This is a genomic window from Corallococcus silvisoli, from assembly GCF_009909145.1.
GTDB classification, from domain to species: Bacteria; Myxococcota; Myxococcia; order Myxococcales; family Myxococcaceae; genus Corallococcus; species Corallococcus silvisoli.
This window is the reverse complement of record NZ_JAAAPJ010000004.1, coordinates 38956-55506: the sequence shown is the minus strand read 5'-3', so window position 1 is coordinate 55506 and position 16551 is coordinate 38956. Positions and strand designations below refer to the sequence as shown.

Genomic DNA, 16551 nt, shown 5'->3' with positions numbered 1-16551 from the left:
CGACCACGAGCACGCAGGCCTCCTCCACCTTCACGGTGGCCGGGCCGACGGTGGCCATCACCACGCCGGCCAACGGCTCGACGATCAGCACCTCCTCGGTGACGGTGACGGGCACGGCCGCGAACGCGACCACGGTGACGGTGACGTTCCAGGGGACGAACTACGGCCCCATCACGGTGACGGGTGGCAACTGGACCTACTCGCTGCCGGGCAACCTGACCAATGGCACGTACACCGTGACCGCGGTCTCCTCGAACGGCACCACCAGCAGCACCACGGCCTCCTCCACTTTCACGGTGAACGTGGCGGCGCCGACGGTGGCCATCAGCACTCCGGCCAACGGCTCGCTGCTCAACACCCCCAACGTGACGGTGACGGGTACCTCCACGAACGCGGCGTCCGTGACGGTCACCTTCCAGGGGACGAACTACGGCCCCATCACGGTGAATGGTGCGGGTAACTGGAGCCAGGCGCTGCCGGGTCCCCTGGCCGATGGCACGTACACCGTGACCGCCGTGTCCTCCAACAGCGCGGGCACCAACAGCACCCCGGCGAGCACCACCTTCACGGTGGACCAGACGCCTCCGACGGTGGCCATCAGCACGCCGGTCAACGGCTCCACCATCAACACCCCCAATGTGACGGTGACGGGCACCTCCTCCGGCGCGTCGTACGTGACGCTGACCTTCGAGGGCGCCAGCTACGGCCCCATCTCCGTGGATGCCTCCGGCAACTGGAGCTACGCGCTGCCCGGCCCGCTGGCCGAGGGCGACTACACGGTGACCGCGGTGGCGGTGGACGCGGCGGGCAACACCAGCACGCCCGCGACCTCCACCTTCACGGTGGACGTGACGGCTCCGACCGTGGCCATCAGCTCGCCGGCCAACGGCTCCGTCGTTGGCACCAACACGGTGACGGTGACGGGCACCTCCTCCGGCGCGACGTCCGTCACGCTGACCTACAACGGGACGAACTACGGCCCCATCCCGGTGGATGCCTCCGGCAACTGGACCTACGCGCTGCCCGTCACCCTGGCGGAGGGCACGTACACCGTGACCGCGACGGCCACGGATGCGGCGGGCAACATCAGCACGCCCGCGACCACCACCTTCGACGTGGACCTCACGGTCCCCACCGTGGCCATCAGCACGCCGGCCAACGGCACGTCGGTGAACACGAGCACCGTGACGGTCACCGGCACGACCACGAACGCGACGTCCGTGACGCTCACCTTCGATGGCGCCAGCTACGGCCCCATCGCGGTGGATGGCTCCGGCCACTGGAGCTACGCGCTGCCCGGCCCCCTGGCCGAGGGCTCGTACACCGTGACCGCCGTGTCCATGAACGGCGCGGGCACGAACAGCGCCACGGCGAGCTCCACCTTCACGGTGGACCTGACCCCGCCGACGGTGGCCATCACCACGCCGGGTGACGGCTCCACGATTGGCACCGACACGGTGACGATCACGGGTACGTCCACGGGCGCCACGTCCGTGACCGTGACCTACAACGGGACCACCTATGGCCCCATCCCGGTGGATGGCTCCGGCAACTGGAGCTACACGCTGCCGGTGTCCCTGACCGACGGCACGTACACCGTGACCGCGACGGCCACGGACGCGGCGGGCAACACCAGCACCACGGATGACACCACCTTCACCGTGGACCTCACGGATCCGGAGGTCGGCATCACCACGCCGGCCAACGGCGCCACGCTTGGCACCGACACGGTGACCGTCACCGGTACCTCCGTGGGCGCGACGTTCGTCACGCTCACCTTCGAGGGCACCAGCTACGGCCCCATCTCCGTGGATGGCAACGGCCACTGGAGCTACACGCTGCCCGGCCCGCTGGCGGAAGGCTCGTACACGGTGACGGCGGTGGCCACGGACGCGGCGGGCAACACCAGCACGCCCGCGACCTCCACCTTCACGGTGGATCTCACCGCGCCGACGGTGGCCATCACTGCTCCGGCCAACGGCTCCACGGTGCTCACCAACACGGTGACCGTGACGGGCACGTCCACGGGGGCGACGTCCGTGTCGCTCGTCTTCGACGGGACGAGCTACGGCCCCATCTCCGTGGATGGCTCCGGCAACTGGAGCTTCACGCCGCCGGTCACCCTGACCCAGCGCGCGTACACGGTGACGGCGGTGTCCTCGGACGCGGCGGGCAACACCAGCGCGACCGCGACCTCCACCTTCAACGTGAACCTGACCGTGCTGGCGGTGGCCATCAACGCGCCGGCCAACGGCGCCACGGTCACCACCCCCAACGTGACGGTCTCCGGTTCGACCTCGGGCGGCGCCACGTCCGTGACGCTGACCTTCCAGGGCACCAACTACGGCCCCATCGCCGTGGACGGCTCCGGCAACTGGACCTTCGCGCTGCCGGGCCCGCTGGCGGAAGGCTCGTACTCGGTGACGGCGGTGGCCTCCAACGGCACCAGCACCAGCGCTCCTGCCTCCACCAGCTTCACGGTGGACCTGCCGGCGCCCACGGTGGCCATCACCACGCCGGTCAACGGCTCGACGATTGGCACCTCTCCGGTGACGGTGTCCGGTACGTCCACGAACGCCACGTCCGTGACGCTGACGCTCGACGGGACGAACTACGGCCCCATCGCCGTGAATGGCTCCGGCAACTGGAGCTACGTGCTGCCCATCACCCTGACCCAGCGCGCGTACACGGTGACGGCGGTGTCCTCGGACGCGGCGGGCAGCACCAGCGCCCCCGCGAGCACCACCTTCAACTGGACGGCGGCGCTGGACTCGGATGGCGACGGCCTGACGGACGCGGAGGAGCTCGCGCTCGGCACGGATCCGTTCAACCCGGACACCGATGGAGACGGCATCCCCGACGGCATCGAGGTCAAGGTCGGCGGCACCGACCCGCTCAACCCGGACACGGACGGTGACGGTCTGCCCGACGGCATCGAGGACGCCAACCACAACGGCATCCTGGACCCCGGTGAGACGAACCCCCTGGATGACGACTCGGATGACGACGGTCTGCTCGACGGCAACGAGGACGCCAACCACAACGGGGTCGTGGACCCCGGTGAGACCGACCCGCGCAACCCGGACACGGACGGCGACGGCCTGACGGACGGCCTGGAGCTGGGCCTCACCCAGCCGCAGGGCTCGGACACCGACCCGACGAAGTTCGTCGCGGATCAGGACCCGAACACGAAGACGGACCCGACCAAGAAGGACACCGACGGCGGCGGCGTGTTCGACGGCATCGAGGACGCGAACCACAACGGCCGCGTGGACGTGCTGGAGACCGACCCGAACAACCCCGCGGACGACAAGGACGCGGACGGTGACGGCATCGACAACGCCACCGAGCTGGAGCTGGGCCTGGATCCGTTCGACAACGACACCGACGATGACGGCGTGCCGGACGGCCTGGACGGCATCAAGGACACGGACGGCGATGGCATCATCGACGCGCTCGACCCCGACAGCGACAACGACGGCATCCTCGACGGCACCGAGATGGGTGTCACCGCGGAGACCGCGCCGTCCGGGACGGACAAGTCGTCGCCGAACTTCAAGCCGGACGCGGACCCGACGACGAAGACGGATCCGAAGAACCCGGACACGGACGGCGATAGCCTGAAGGATGGCGAGGAAGACGCCAACCACGACGGCCGCCGCGACGCGACCGAGACGGACCCGAACATGCGGGACACCGACCTGGGCGGCATCGACGACGGCACGGAGGTGCGCGGTGGCACCGACCCGCTGGACGCCAACGATGACTTCCTGGTTGTGGGCCACGGCTGCAGCACGGGGGAGGGGACCGGCTCGCTGGCGCCCTTCGCGCTCCTGCTGCTGGCCCTGCCCCTGGTGGGCCGCCGCTTCCGCCGCGCCGGGGCGTTCCTGGCGCGAGCGGGTGGGGCGCTGGCCGTGTTCGTGACCGCGCTGTTCGTGGGCACGGACGCCCGCGCGCAGGCCACCGCGGTGTCGCAGGCCATCGACGTGCAGCAGTACAAGCCGGGCCCGGGCATCTCGGACGTGCTCGCCGTGCAGGGCGCCAAGGTGCAGCGGCACCTGGGGTGGAACGTGGGGATGTCGGTCAACTACGCCGACAAGCCGCTCAACTTCTTCGACCCCCGCTCGGACACGTACGTCACCTCCCTGGTGAAGAGCCAGGTGGGCGTGGACCTGATGGGCGCCGTCGGCCTCTTCGACCGCTTCGAAATCGGCGTCGTGCTGCCCATCACCGTCCAGGGTTCGGAGGCTTCGCCGGCCGTGGACTCCTCCTTCGCCAACGGGGTGAGTGGCGGCGGCATCGGGGACCTGCGGCTCATCCCGAAGGCGCGGCTGCTGGACGGTGACAACTACGGCCTGTCGGTGGCGGTGCCCGTGTCGCTGCCCACGGGCGGCGCCTCGAACTTCCTCGGCGGGTCCGGCGTCTCCGTCAACCCGCGCCTGGTGGCGGAGTACGGCACGCGCTTCCGCGTGCTGGCCAACCTGGGCGTGGACATCCGCAAGGCGCAGCAGCTGCGCAACCTGAACGTCGGCAGCGCGCTGGCGTACGGGCTGGGCGCGGAGCTGCCCTTCAAGGTCGGGGATGTGCCCCTCGCGGCGGAGGCTTCGCTCGTCGGCGCGCTGGGCTTCAAGCAGCAGGACGCGGAGGAGCGTCCGCTGGAGCTGCTCGCGGCGCTGAAGTACCGCGCGCAGAGCGGGCTGGGCGTCCACCTGGGCGCGGGCCCAGGGCTGACGCACGGCTACGGCACGCCCACCTTCCGCGTGCTCGCGGGGCTCGCCTACAGCACCCCCGAGCGCGCCCCGGCGCCGCCCCGGCCGGTGTGCCCGGAGGGCCCGGAGGACTACGACGGGTTCCAGGACGAGGATGGCTGCGCGGACCTGGACAACGACAACGACGGCATCCCCGACACGGCGGACAAGTGCCCCAACGAGCCGGAGACGTTCAACGGCTTCGAGGACACGGACGGCTGCCCGGACACCGCGCCCCCGCCGCCTCCGCCCGCGCCGGTGGACTCCGACGGCGATGGCATCATGGATCCGGACGACAAGTGCCCCAACGCGCCCGAGGACTTCGACGGCTTCGAGGACACCGACGGCTGCCCGGATCCGGACAACGACAAGGACGGCATCCCCGACACGCTGGACAAGTGCCCCAACGAGCCGGAGACCATCAACGGCGTGGATGACGAGGACGGCTGCCCGGACAAGGGCAAGGTCAAGGTGCTCGTCGAGGGCGAGCGCATCCTCATCCTGGAGAAGGTCTACTTCGCCACGAACAAGGACGTCATCCTGCCGCGCTCGTTCCCCATCCTGAAGCAGGTGGCCGCCGTGCTGCGCGCCAACCCGCAGGTGGAGCTGCTGCGCATCGAGGGGCACACGGACAGTCAGGGCAACGACGCCGCCAACCTGGACCTGTCCAAGCGCCGCGCCGCCAACGTGCGCGTGTTCCTCATCAACGCGGGCATCGCGGGCGAGCGCCTCGAGTCCGAGGGCTACGGCGAGACGAAGCCGGTGGACTCGAACAAGACGGCCGCGGGCCGGGAGAACAACCGCCGCGTGGAGTTCAACATCGCGAGGATGGCCAAGGTCGAGGTGGAGAAGCCCGCCCCGTAACGCGCCATCGCCGTGAGTGAAGTGGAGAGGCCCGGTCCCCCCAAGGGGGAGCCGGGCCTCTTCGTTCCCGGCGTCCGTCCTGTCACGTCACGCACGCTGAAACGGGGCGTGTGACCGACCACGGCGAGTCACCCGGCGCGAGTCAAGAGGGGGGTTGCGCGGGGGCGCTGTCCGCATGCCCGCTGACGCCAGGCCACGTAAGTGGGCGTCAGGACTCGGTCGCGCAGCAGGGCGCTACAGGCAGGTAGCGGAATACTTGCCAAAGGGCCCGACTTCCTGATGATTGTCGAGGGTGGGTGTTTCCGCGGACGGCGCCGCGGTGCTTCCGCCACGAGGACGACATGGACCAGTTCGAGCAGAACAAGCAGGCCGCGAAGATTCGTGTCGTGGGCGCGGGCGGGGCGGGCTGCAACGCGGTCAACACGATGATTCTGTCGAAGCTCGACCGCGTCGATTTCATCGCCGCCAACACCGATGTCCAGGCGCTCGCCGCGAGCAAGGCGCCCACCCGGTTGCAGCTGGGCCAGGCGCTCACCAAGGGCCTGGGCGCGGGCGCCAACCCGGAGATGGGCCGCGAGGCCGCGCTGGAGTCGCGAGATCAGATCGCCGCGGTGCTGGAAGGCGCCGACATGGTCTTCGTCACCGCGGGCATGGGCGGCGGCACCGGCACGGGCGCCGCGCCCATCATCGCGGACATCGCCAAGAGCCTGGGCTGCCTCACGGTGGGTGTCGTCACCAAGCCGTTCCTCTTCGAAGGCAACAAGCGCCGCAAGCAGGCCGAGCAGGGCATCGTGGAGCTCAAGGCCGCGGTAGACACGCTCATCACCATCCCCAACCAGCGGCTGCTGTCGCTCTCCAATGAGCCCATGCCGCTGCTGGAGACCTTCAAGCGCGCGGACGAAGTCCTGCTCAACGCCGTGCAGGGCATCAGCGACCTCATCCAGTACCACGGCTACATCAACGTGGACTTCGCGGATGTGAAGACCATCATGAGCGACAAGGGCCTGGCGCTGATGGGCACGGGCCACGCCTGCGGCGACCGGCGCGCCATCACCGCCATGCAGCAGGCCATCTCCAGCCCGCTGCTGGAGGACGTCTCCATCGACGGCGCCACCGGCCTGCTCATCAACATCACCGGCGGCCGCGACATGACCCTCCAGGAGGTCAACGAGGCGCTGACGCTGGTGCACGACGCGGCGGACGGCGAGGCGGAGATCATCTTCGGGTCGCTCATCGACGAGCAGATCCAGGACGAGGTGAAGATCACCATCATCGCCACGGGCTTCGTGCACCGGGACGCGCAGAAGGTGCGCCCCATGGCGCAGGTGGTCCAGGTGCCGCTGGTGGGCCGCCCCCCCGCGCCGTCGTCCGTGCTGTCCTCGACGCGCGAGGAGGTGGCGAGCCTGGTGCCCGCGAAGAGCACCCCCCGTCCGACCCTGTCCAGCGTGGAGACCCCGAAGTCCTCCATCCAGAGCGCGCGCACGGCGGTGGTGAAGGACGCGGCGCTGCCCCTGGACGAGGATCAGTTCGACATCCCCACGTTCCTGCGCCGCCAGGGCCAGACGGAGCTGCCGTAGGCCCGCGGGGCGTCAGCCGCGGGGGAGGCGGGCGACGCTCGCCGTGCCCCGGCCGGTGAGGCGGTCACAGCGGGTGAAGAGCCCGTCCACCTCGTCGTAGAGCGCGTCGATGCGCTCCGACGCGCTGGGGGCGGGGAGCAGGCCGTCGCCGGAGAGCTCCTCCAGGCGGGTGCCCGCGCGCTGCAGGAGCTGGAGGGCCTTCAGCAGGGAGCGGCCGTGCTTCGTGCCGTCGGGCGTGAAGAGGGTGCCGCCCTCGTAGAGCGTCACCAGGTTGGCGCGGGTGTCCTGCTGCCGCTGGTTGAGCCGGTTCCGGTACAAGTCCAGACGGCGGGCGCGACGGGCACCATGCAGGTCCACGACGCCTTGCGTTCCTGTCGAGGGAGGCTTCACGTCGGGCAAGGTACGCCAGGGGCTCGCAAGCCCGCAAATTTACGGGACTGTACGGACCTGTTGCGCGCCCGTCCGGACGCTTGTCAGTCAACAGGGTGGGGGTTAGTTTGGCCGCCCTTCGCAACGCCAGGGTGCCCTTCATGTTCCAGAAGCTGCTCATCGCCAACCGGGGTGAAATCGCGCGTCGCATCGGGGCGGTCGCCCGGGGCATGGGCGTCAAGACGGTGGCGGTGCACTCGGACGCGGACGTGGGGTTGCCGTTCGTGAAGGAGGCGGACGAGGCCGTGCGCATTGGCCCGGCGCCGGCGAAGGACAGCTACCTGAGCATCCCGGCCATCCTGGAGGCGGCGAAGAAGACGGGGGCGCAGGCGGTGCACCCCGGCTACGGCTTCCTGTCGGAGAACGGCGACTTCGCGCAGGCGTGCGCGGACGCGGGCCTCGTCTTCGTGGGGCCGCCGCCGGAGGCCATGGCGCGGATGAAGGACAAGAGCCAGGCGCGCAAGCTGGTGGCCGCCGCGGGCGTGCCGGTGGTGCCGGGCAGCGACGGTGTGCTGCCGGACGTTCAGAGCGCCCTGGAGGCCGCGGAGCGCATTGGCTACCCGGTCCTGTGCAAGGCGGCGAGCGGCGGTGGCGGCATCGGCATGGCGGCGGCGAGCAACCCCGCGGAGCTGGAGAAGGTGTACCGCCAGTGCACGGACCGGGCGAAGGCCGCCTTCGGCCGTGAGGGCGTGTACCTGGAGCGCTACTTCCCGGCGCCCCGCCACATCGAGGTCCAGATCCTCGGGGACACCCACGGCCACCTCATCCACGGCCTGGAGCGCGAGTGCTCCATCCAGCGCCGGCACCAGAAGGTGGTGGAGGAGGCCCCGTCGGTTCTGTTCGCCAACGGACGCAACGCGGCGCTGGCCGACACGCTGTTCACGGCGGCGGTCACCGCGGCGAAGACGTTCGGCTACGCCAACGCGGGCACGGTGGAGTTCCTGTACTCGGACGGGCAGGTGTACTTCATCGAGATGAACGCCCGGCTCCAGGTGGAGCACCCGGTGACGGAGCTGACCACGGGCCTGGACCTCATCGGCTGGCAACTGCGCATCGCGGCGGGCGAGAAGCTGACGGTGAAGCAGGAGGACGTGAAGCGGAAGGGCGCGGCGCTGGAGTTCCGCATCTACGCGGAGGACCCGGTGAAGTACTTCCCGTCCCCCGGACCGCTGAAGGTGTTCCAGCCGCCCACGGGCGAGGGCGTGCGCCTGGACTCCGGCTACGCCGAGGGCGACGTGGTGACGCCGAACTACGACCCGATGATCGCCAAGCTCATCATCACCGGCGCCACGCGCGACGAGGCGATTGCCCGCGCGGTGAAGGCCCTGGAGTCCTTCCGCATCGAAGGCATCAAGACGAACATCCCGCTCCACCTGCGCATCCTGAAGGCCCCTGCCTTCAGCGCCGGCGAGCTGGACACGCACTTCCTGGATCATCACGCGAAGCCTTAAGGGGCGCGGGGCACCGCGCTCGTTGTTCCCACCCGAGGAGGGACTGGTTCATGGCGGACGTTGCGGCGCACATCACGGGCACGGTGTGGAAGATCGAAGTGAAGGTGGGCGACACGGTGGAGCCCGGCACCACGCTCGTCATCCTCGAGTCGATGAAGATGGAGATGCCGGTGGAGGCCGAAGAGGGCGGCACCGTGAAGGAGATCCGCTGCAAGGAGTCGCAGGCGGTCAACGAGGGCGACGTCCTCGTGGTGCTCGGCTAGCCACGCGGTCCGAAGGGGACGGGGAGCGACGCGAAGGATGAAGCCCACGCTGGAGGTGGAGGATCGCGAGGGCGGCGTCCGGGTGCTGACCGTCTCCAACCCGTCGCGGCGCAACGCGCTGGATGACGCGTTGCTGGCCCGGCTGGACGCGGCGCTGGAGCCCGCCTCCCACGTGCGCGCGCTGCTGGTGCGCGGGCAGGGAGGGCACTTCTGCGCGGGCTATGACTTGACGCACCTGGGGCCACCGGGCGCGGACGGGCGGCTGCCGGATGACGCGCTGGTGGCGTGCCTGCTGAAGCTGGAGCGGCACCCGGCGCCGTCGGTGGCGCTGGTGCAGGGCGGCGCGGTGGGGGCGGGCTTCGACCTGGCGGCCTCCTGTGACTTCCGCGTGGGCGCGCAGGACGCGTTCTTCCTCATGCCTCCGGCCCGGCTGGGCATCGTGTACTCGCCGGAGGGCCTGGCGCGCGCGGTGCGGCTGGTGGGGCTGTCGCGGGCCAAGCAGCTGTTCCTCACGGCGCGGCGGCTGCCGGCGGCGGAGGCGCTCACGTGGGGGCTGCTGGACGAGTGCCCCGAGGACGCGGAAGCCCGCGCGCTGGCGCTGTGCGCGACGCTGGCCGCGGGGGCGCCAAAGGCGGTGTCGGGGATGAAGGAGGCGTTCGGGCTGCTGTCGCGCTCCGGGGTGTCCCCGGAGGACGTCGCGCGGCTGCGTCAGGTGCGCGGCGAGGCGTTTGGCAGTGACGACGCCAAGGAGGGGCGCGCGGCCTTCCTGGAGAAGCGCGCGCCCCGGTTCACCGGTCGCTAGGTGTCGCCGAACAGCTCGCCCATGCGCAGCTGAAGCGCGGAGGCGATCTTGTAGAGCGACGAGATGGACGCGGAGGACTCCGCGCGTTCAATCTGGGACAGCAGCGACACGGACAGGCCGGTGCGGCGGGCGAGCTGCTTGAGCGTGAGCTCTTGCGTCTTGCGCGCGTCGCGGATGGTGCGGCCAATGGCGCGGTGCAGGTCGGCTTCCGGGTCCTGGGACAGGCCCTTCTTCTGCAACGCGTTGCGCACGGCGGCCGTGAACTGCTCCGGCTCCATGGGCTTCTTCACGTAGTCGGACGCCTGCGCCTTGAGCGACGCGACGGCCGTATCCACGGTGGGGTACGCCGTGGCGACGATGACCGCGATGTCCGTGTCGTACTTGCGGATCAGCTCCAGGACCTCGGTCCCGGACATCTGCGGCATCATCATGTCGAGGATGACGAGGTGGAAGTCGGAGCCCCGGAGGATGTCCACCGTTTGAGTGGGGTCCGTGGTGGTGACCACCTCATAGCCTTCACGGGTCAGCACCAGCTTGAGGTAGTCGCAGTTGTCCTGCTCGTCATCAACTACCAGGATGCGAATCTGCACAGCGTCTCCTCGCTGCAGGGTTGAGGGAAGTGCTGCGGGGGTCTATTCGCCATTGCTTGAGGCGGGGGGATTCTGGGTGGGGGCAGATGTCCCGTTGATCTTGGCCAATGCTTTGATCACCAGATCCCGTTTGGGATAGCCGTCTTCGGTGAGCGTGAGGAACTTCGTGTAGTGGTCCACGCTCATCTTGAAGTCCTTGAGCGTGGCGTACGTCACGCCCAGCATCAGGTGGCACTCGGGGAGATTCGGAGCCAGCGCGGCGCAATCCTTGGCGATCGCCAGCGCTCCATTGGCGTCCTCCTTGAGGACAGCCCGCACCTTGGCCTGGATGTCGCCGATGTCCCGGACGACGTCGGCGGCCTTCTTGTTCTTCATGTACTCGGACGCCAGCTGGGGTGGCTTCGCCGAGGTTGCCGCAGCCTCCGCGGCAAGCCGCTGGGCCTCGTCCGCCTGCTTCTTGACCGTCTCGTAGCGGCTGGCGAAGGCCACCGTGTTCGTCGGGAAGCCCTTGAGCGCGCTGCCGGCGTCGGTGGGCCGGTTGCCCTGGAGCGCCGCCTCCGCGGCGTCGATTTGCTGCTTGGCCTTGGTCTCCACGTCCAGCCGTCGCTGGTAGTCCTTGAGCCGGGCGCCCGGGTAGCCCTTCACCTGCTGGAGGGAGGCGATGGCCGCGCCGGCCTTGTCGAGCTCCGCGGCCGCGAGCGTCTTCTCGAACTCTTGTTCCAGCGCCTTCGGGTCGACCGCGGGTGTCTCCGGGGCGGTCTTGTCCGGGGGCGTGGGACGGGTCGCCACGGTCTCCGGCGGCTTCGGGTCCTGCGCCGGCTCCGGGGGCGTCTGTTGTTCGGCGACCACGGGCGGCGTGGCGTCCGGCGGCTTGGGCAGGAGGTCCTGTCCCTTGACCACGAAGAGCGCCGCGCCCGCGCCAATGGACACGAACGCAATCACCGCGGCCACCAGCATCTTCTTGGAGCCGGAGCGGCCCTGCGCGGCGATGTCCTCCGCCAGCGAGCCCGGACCCACGAAGCGCAGCTTCACGTGGCCCATCTCGATGATGTCGCCGTGCGCCAGCGTCGCCTGGGCGTAGCTCTCGCCGTTGACCGTCAGCCCGTTGGCCGACTGCATGTCGATGACCCGCCACTCCCCCGTCTCCTCGCGCACGATCTTCGCGTGCGTCCGGGACAGCGAGCGGTGGTCCAGCGCGACGTCGTTCTCCGACGTCCGGCCGATCCGCAGCTCCGTGCGGTTGCAGTCGTACTCCTGGCCCTTGAACTCCGTGGGGCCGAGCACGAGCAGCCGGGGCTGCTCGTCCTCCGGGACGCGCTCCACGCGGCGCGGCCGGTCGGCCTCCATCTGGTCCATGCGGATGATGGAGGTCGCGTTGCGGCGCACATCCGCCGCCGACGGGGGCGTGTGGTCGTGCTCGTCGCCGTCGTCGTCCTCCTCCTCCTCGTCCTCCCCATCCGACATGGTGGCGCGAGGGGCGTCGTCCTCCTCCGGCTCTGGCCGGCGGGAGGCGGGCACCTTGGCGGTGATGGCGCCAGCGGGGGGGCCGGCGTTGGCCGCGCCCTCGACCTGCAATGCCAGATCGTAGTCGCCGATCTGGATGAGGTCGCCCTCCTTGAGAGGGAGCTGGCCTGCGACGCGCTCGCCGTTGATCCGGGTGCCGTTGTAGCTCCCCAGGTCTTCGAGCACGACGTGTCCATTGAGGCGCACCAGCCGGGCGTGTCGACGTGACACGTTCCGCTCGGTCAGGCGGATCGTGTTGCCCTCCTGACGGCCAATGGTGATTTCGTCGCGCACGAAGGGAACAACGGTCTTGCGCCCCTCGTCGTCTTCGATGATGAGCTTCAGCACGGGTCCGGTCCGAGTACAGCTATAGCAGAATGCCCTTTGCCGAGACAAGCCATGTATCCCCCGAGAACAACAGGGTTTTTCGCCCATCCCAGGGTGAGGGAGGCACTGTTGTCCATCGGTCGAATGGCCGGAAAGGGTGGGGAAGTCAGGGTACCGTGGCTCACGATAGCGCTGATCGGGCTGCAGGCCATTCTGTACGCGGTGGTTGCGTCCGGGGGGCCACCCGGAGTGGATGCGCTGATCCACTGGGGGGCCAAGTCAGGGCCGCTGGTGACGGACGCGGGCCAGGGCTGGCGGCTCCTGTCCGCCAACCTCCTCCACCGGGACGGGCTGCACCTGGGGCTCAACCTGCTGGTGTTCGCCGGAGTGGGCACCGCGGTGGAGCGAGCGTGCCGGTGGTGGGACTTCGTGGCGCTGCTCACCGTGTCGGGTCTGGCGACGATGACGGGCTCGCTCTGGTGGTCCCCAGCGGTGAGCGTGGGCGCATCCGGGTGGGTGTTCGGCTGCGTGGGCGCGCTGCTGGTGATGGGGCGGCGCGCGCGGTCGGGACCGGGGGCGCGCTTCCGGTGGTTCTCCGGAGAGAACGCGCTTCCCACGGTGCTTGTCTTCCTGTGGCTCGGCTGGACGAGCGTGGGCGTGGACAACGCGGGGCACCTGGGGGGGCTGCTGGCGGGCTTGCTCGTGGGCGTCCTTCCCCGCTCCCGGGCGTGGGGGGCCGGACTCGCGCGGGCGGGGCTGTTGGTGGGGCTCGTGGGGCTGGGCGCGGCGGCGGTGGTGGCGGAGCGCTCGGGGTGGCGCGTGGAGCGTGACGACGGCTTCGGGTTGGCGGTGTCGCTGCCGGACGGGTGGCGCAGGGAGGAGGACGGACAGGGGCGGCGGGCCTTCTCCAACGGACTCTCGGGCCTGGGTCGGGCCTCGCTCTCCGCGGAGGCCATCGAAGCGGGTGAGCCTGGGGACGGCTCCGCGCAGGCCCGGCACTTCCGGGATGAGGCGCTGGTGCCTGGCGTGGCGGGGCCCGAGGGGCGCACGGTGTCGGTGGGCGGAGTGGAGCCCGCGTCGCTGGGCGGCCGACCCGCGCAGCGGATCCGCGCGGAGCTGGAGGGCCCCGGTGGGCGGACGCACCTGATTGCGTGGTTCGTGCCCCGGGGCGAGTGGGTGTACCGGCTGGTCTTCACCTGGCCCCAGGCCTACCCCGCGTATGGACGCGTGGTGGAGCGGATGACGGCGGAGGTGCGCTTCGAGGAGCCCGCGAGCCTGCGCTTCGCCCGGGCCCGTGCACTGCTGGTGCCGGGCGTCGCGGGGCCGCTGCGCGAGCTGGGGCACGCGCTGCGGCGATGGGGGCTGCCAGCGGATGCGGTGGAGCCCCTGGCCTCGGCGGTGCGGCTGGCCCCGGCGGACGTCGACACGCGAGTGGAGCTGGCCCGCGCGTTCTTCGAGTCCGGGCAGGTGGACGAGGGGTGTCACGCGGCGGCCGAAGCGCGGGTGTACGGGCCCTCCGATACGGGCGCGCTGGAGGCGGGGGTTCGGTGTGAGCTGGCGCGGGGGGACACCGCGGGCGCCCTGCTGCGCTTGGAGGAGGCCCGCCGCGTGGATCCTCGCGACGCGCGGCTTCGCGCGGTCGAGGGCGCTCTGAAGGCGGCGCTCGAAACGTCAGAGCCGTAGACAGAGCGTGCCGCATGGCGGAGAGCCCCTGGCGGGCGATGGCTGCTTCATCGCTCGCCGAACGGACGGACCGCGAGCCCCACGCCGAGCAGCGCTTCGTCGCGTCGGAGCAGCCCCGCATCGCTTCGCACGCCCGCGGCCGTGAGCCTCAGGAACACCGGCGCGTCGTTGACCGCGAGGACCACGTGCTCCAGCGCGACCTCCCCCCTCGCTCGGAAACGAGCCCCACCCTCGAAGTCGAAGCTCCATCCCGCGAGCCCCGTCGCGCGCAGCGCCCACCGGCCGTCCTGGGTTTCCCAGCCCGAGTCGAGGAGCAGCGACGTGAAGGGCGACACCTCATGCCGGGTGCCGTCGCGGTCGTGGCTCAGGGCATGGCTCGCGGAGGGCCCCACGGCCAGCCAGCCCCAAGGGGTGTTCGTGCGGAGTGGATCCAACAGCAGGCCCACGCGGCCCGTCTCCAGCGTCCAGCCCGGCCCCTCCCAGACGCGCCGCTCCAGGTGGGCCGCGCGCGCGGACAGCGCCACGTCGAAGGGGAAGGGGATGCGCCGTGGCCGCCCGATGGAGACGAGGAGCGAGCCTTCCTCCACGTGTCTGCGCAGGAGGCCGTCATAGCCCGTGAACGTCAGTCCAGGGCGCGCGCCTCTCCACGCCTCCGTCATGAGCAGGCGGTGTGAGTTGAGCCACAGCGAGTCGGTCTTGCTGCCGCTCGAGCGCTCCGTCCTCACGAGGAAGCCCGTGCGCAGGGCGAGGGCCGCCGCATCGTCCTGCACGCGCAGCGAGGAGCCCAGCACGAAGCCCGTGCCGGGGTCGAAGCAGGTGGGGAACGTCTCCCCGCCGGCTGTCCTGCCCTCGCAGATCACGCCGGGGGCGGGCAGGGTCCCCAGGAGCAGTGCCAACGCGAGCGCGACCATCCCGCGCCTAGCCCTTCCCGCCATGCGACGTCGGAGCGGAGCGCCGCGCTGGAGCCCACAGCGAGAAGCGCAGCCCCGCCTGCGCGGACCACTCCCAGCCCGCTGGCGCGTTCGCCAGGTCGTCGCGCCAGGTCCCTCGCCCGTCCAGCGTCAGGCTCACGGGCTGGTCGTTGATGGCCAGGGCGATGACCTCGTAGCCCGCGCGCAGCCGCAGTCGTTCGGGGCTCGGAGGCCGGCCCTCCACGCGCTGCGCGAGCACGACCTTCTGGGCCTCCACGCCGAAGAGCACGTGGTGGAAGCCGTTCGGGTCCAGCGTGAAGTCCCCCTCCAGCGCCGCGCCGGGCACGAGCGTGTAGAAGGCGTTCGTCAGGTCGCGCTCCACCGAGGGCCCCGTCCTCACGCGCACGTACGACGCGAGGTCCCGCGAGTGCCACAGGTCCAGCGTCACGTGCGTCGCGACCAGGGAGAGGAAGTCCGCCTTCACGTCCTCGCGACGGACCTGCTCCGCGTGGAGCACCTCCATCCAGAAGCCCATGTTGGCGTAGACGTCGAAGCGCCGGGGTTGGCCGTAGAAGGTCGTCACCCGGAAGAGCGGCGCGTCGTGCTCGCTGCGGAAGTCGTAGCGCAGGAGCGTGGCCTCGTACGAGGCCGCGTCCCCCAGGTACAGCTCCGTGTCCAGGATCGTCATCCGGTGCAGCCGGCCGGTTTCTCCCGGCCATTCCAGGTCCACGCCGAAGTCCACCCGGGCGCGCTCGTCGACGCCCTCCGTCGCGCGCACCCACCGCGGCGCCCAGGCCCCACCCACGCGGATCCGCCGGTGCAGGTCGAAGTTGTACTGCAACACGCGGCCGCGCTCGTCGCGGAACCATCCCGGCGGCGCCTCCGCGATGGCCGGCACCAGGTGGTACTCGCGCAGCTTCTCGGCGGGCAGCGGGAGTTGGAGGCAACGGGACACCCTCTGCAGCGGTTGGTCTCCCTCGTGCCCCTCGGAGTCCAGCACCATCGCGGGAGAGACGAGGCACTCCCGCTCCGCCTCGTCACAGCGGGCGCGCCACACCCCCGACGGGACGGCGGGGGTCGGCGGCAGTTGCAGGCACAAGGCTTCTCCCTCGTCGGGCTGCCGGGGAGAGGTCGCGTCCGGGATGGCCATCTGGAAGTTCCAGGGTTCGGGCGCCACGGTCACCCCCACTTCCACCGGAGCGTCCCGGCCCACCACGGGAGCATCCCGGCCCAGCACCGGAGCGTCCCGGCCCACCACGGGAGCATCTCGCGGAGCATCTCGTCCCGCCACGTCCGGCGTCTCCGCCTGCCCGAGCAGGAGGGCACACCCCAGGGTCACCGCTGAAACCAGCATCACTGCTCCTTGATGAGCGGCCCCCCGTGTTCCGGCCATGCGGGCGGGC

At 70.6% G+C, this 16551-nt stretch carries 11 protein-coding genes; 6 read left to right on the top strand and 5 right to left on the bottom strand.

Annotation, left to right across the window (positions count from 1 at the left end; all coding sequences use genetic code 11):
• Window positions 1–35: 35 nt before the first annotated feature.
• Together GTY96_RS08970 and ftsZ are read left to right on the top strand one after the other, a co-directional pair.
• Window positions 36–5612: an Ig-like domain-containing protein gene (locus GTY96_RS08970; protein WP_328700812.1), complete on the top strand. Its 5577-nt coding sequence runs from the start codon at window positions 36–38 to the stop codon at window positions 5610–5612.
• A gap of 341 nt (window positions 5613–5953) precedes the next feature.
• Entirely contained in the window at window positions 5954–7189 is a 1236-nt protein-coding gene (gene ftsZ / locus GTY96_RS08965) for a cell division protein FtsZ (RefSeq protein WP_143899757.1), read from the top strand.
• A 12-nt stretch (window positions 7190–7201) separates the two neighbouring features.
• Here the strand turns inward: ftsZ and GTY96_RS08960 are convergent, their stop codons facing one another.
• Window positions 7202–7546: a hypothetical protein gene (locus tag GTY96_RS08960; RefSeq protein WP_255442009.1), complete on the bottom strand. Its 345-nt coding sequence runs from the start codon at window positions 7544–7546 to the stop codon at window positions 7202–7204.
• A gap of 173 nt (window positions 7547–7719) precedes the next feature.
• On the opposite strand from GTY96_RS08960, the gene GTY96_RS08955 reads away from it, so the two are divergent.
• From GTY96_RS08955 to GTY96_RS08945, 3 genes are read left to right on the top strand one after another with little or no spacing between them, the layout of a single operon-like run.
• Entirely contained in the window at window positions 7720–9069 is a 1350-nt protein-coding gene (locus tag GTY96_RS08955) for an acetyl-CoA carboxylase biotin carboxylase subunit (RefSeq protein WP_161664474.1), read from the top strand.
• A 50-nt stretch (window positions 9070–9119) separates the two neighbouring features.
• Window positions 9120–9332: a biotin/lipoyl-binding carrier protein gene (locus tag GTY96_RS08950; protein ID WP_143899751.1), complete on the top strand. Its 213-nt coding sequence runs from the start codon at window positions 9120–9122 to the stop codon at window positions 9330–9332.
• Window positions 9333–9369: 37 nt separating this feature from the next.
• The gene (locus GTY96_RS08945; RefSeq protein WP_161664473.1) at window positions 9370–10134 is read left to right on the top strand and encodes an enoyl-CoA hydratase/isomerase family protein; all 765 of its coding nucleotides are present in this window, start codon (window positions 9370–9372) and stop codon (window positions 10132–10134) included.
• On the opposite strand, the gene GTY96_RS08940 is transcribed toward GTY96_RS08945, so the two are convergent.
• A complete protein-coding gene (locus GTY96_RS08940; RefSeq protein ID WP_014398871.1) occupies window positions 10131–10724 on the bottom strand; it encodes a response regulator in 594 nt (197 codons plus the stop codon). The two genes, GTY96_RS08945 and GTY96_RS08940, sit on opposite strands and share 4 nt — an antisense overlap.
• A 42-nt stretch (window positions 10725–10766) precedes the next feature.
• Window positions 10767–12575: an FHA domain-containing protein gene (locus tag GTY96_RS08935; RefSeq protein WP_143899746.1), complete on the bottom strand. Its 1809-nt coding sequence runs from the start codon at window positions 12573–12575 to the stop codon at window positions 10767–10769.
• A 228-nt stretch (window positions 12576–12803) separates the two neighbouring features.
• Here GTY96_RS08935 and GTY96_RS08930 point away from each other — a divergent pair, with 228 nt between their 5' ends.
• On the top strand, window positions 12804–14237 hold the full coding sequence (locus GTY96_RS08930; RefSeq protein WP_304503203.1) for a rhomboid family intramembrane serine protease: 1434 nt from the start codon (window positions 12804–12806) through the stop codon (window positions 14235–14237).
• A gap of 47 nt (window positions 14238–14284) precedes the next feature.
• On the opposite strand, the gene GTY96_RS08925 is transcribed toward GTY96_RS08930, so the two are convergent.
• Both GTY96_RS08925 and GTY96_RS08920 read right to left on the bottom strand, forming a co-directional pair.
• Window positions 14285–15148: a hypothetical protein gene (locus tag GTY96_RS08925; protein ID WP_143899742.1), complete on the bottom strand. Its 864-nt coding sequence runs from the start codon at window positions 15146–15148 to the stop codon at window positions 14285–14287.
• Between the two features lie 7 nt (window positions 15149–15155).
• Window positions 15156–16502, bottom strand: a complete 1347-nt coding sequence (locus GTY96_RS08920; RefSeq protein WP_161664472.1) for a hypothetical protein — start codon at window positions 16500–16502, stop codon at window positions 15156–15158.
• Window positions 16503–16551 lie beyond the last annotated feature (49 nt).

Bases quoted from the DNA above. Each gene is read 5' to 3' on its own strand.
- GTY96_RS08955 (WP_161664474.1), top strand. From the start codon at position 7,720: ATGTTCCAGAAGCTGCTCATCGCCAACCGGGGTGAAATCGCGCGTCGC.
- GTY96_RS08925 (WP_143899742.1), bottom strand. From the start codon at position 15,148: ATGGTCGCGCTCGCGTTGGCACTGCTCCTGGGGACCCTGCCCGCCCCC.
- GTY96_RS08920 (WP_161664472.1), bottom strand. From the start codon at position 16,502: ATGCTGGTTTCAGCGGTGACCCTGGGGTGTGCCCTCCTGCTCGGGCAG.
- ftsZ (WP_143899757.1), top strand. From the start codon at position 5,954: ATGGACCAGTTCGAGCAGAACAAGCAGGCCGCGAAGATTCGTGTCGTG.
- GTY96_RS08945 (WP_161664473.1), top strand. From the start codon at position 9,370: ATGAAGCCCACGCTGGAGGTGGAGGATCGCGAGGGCGGCGTCCGGGTG.
- GTY96_RS08950 (WP_143899751.1), top strand. From the start codon at position 9,120: ATGGCGGACGTTGCGGCGCACATCACGGGCACGGTGTGGAAGATCGAA.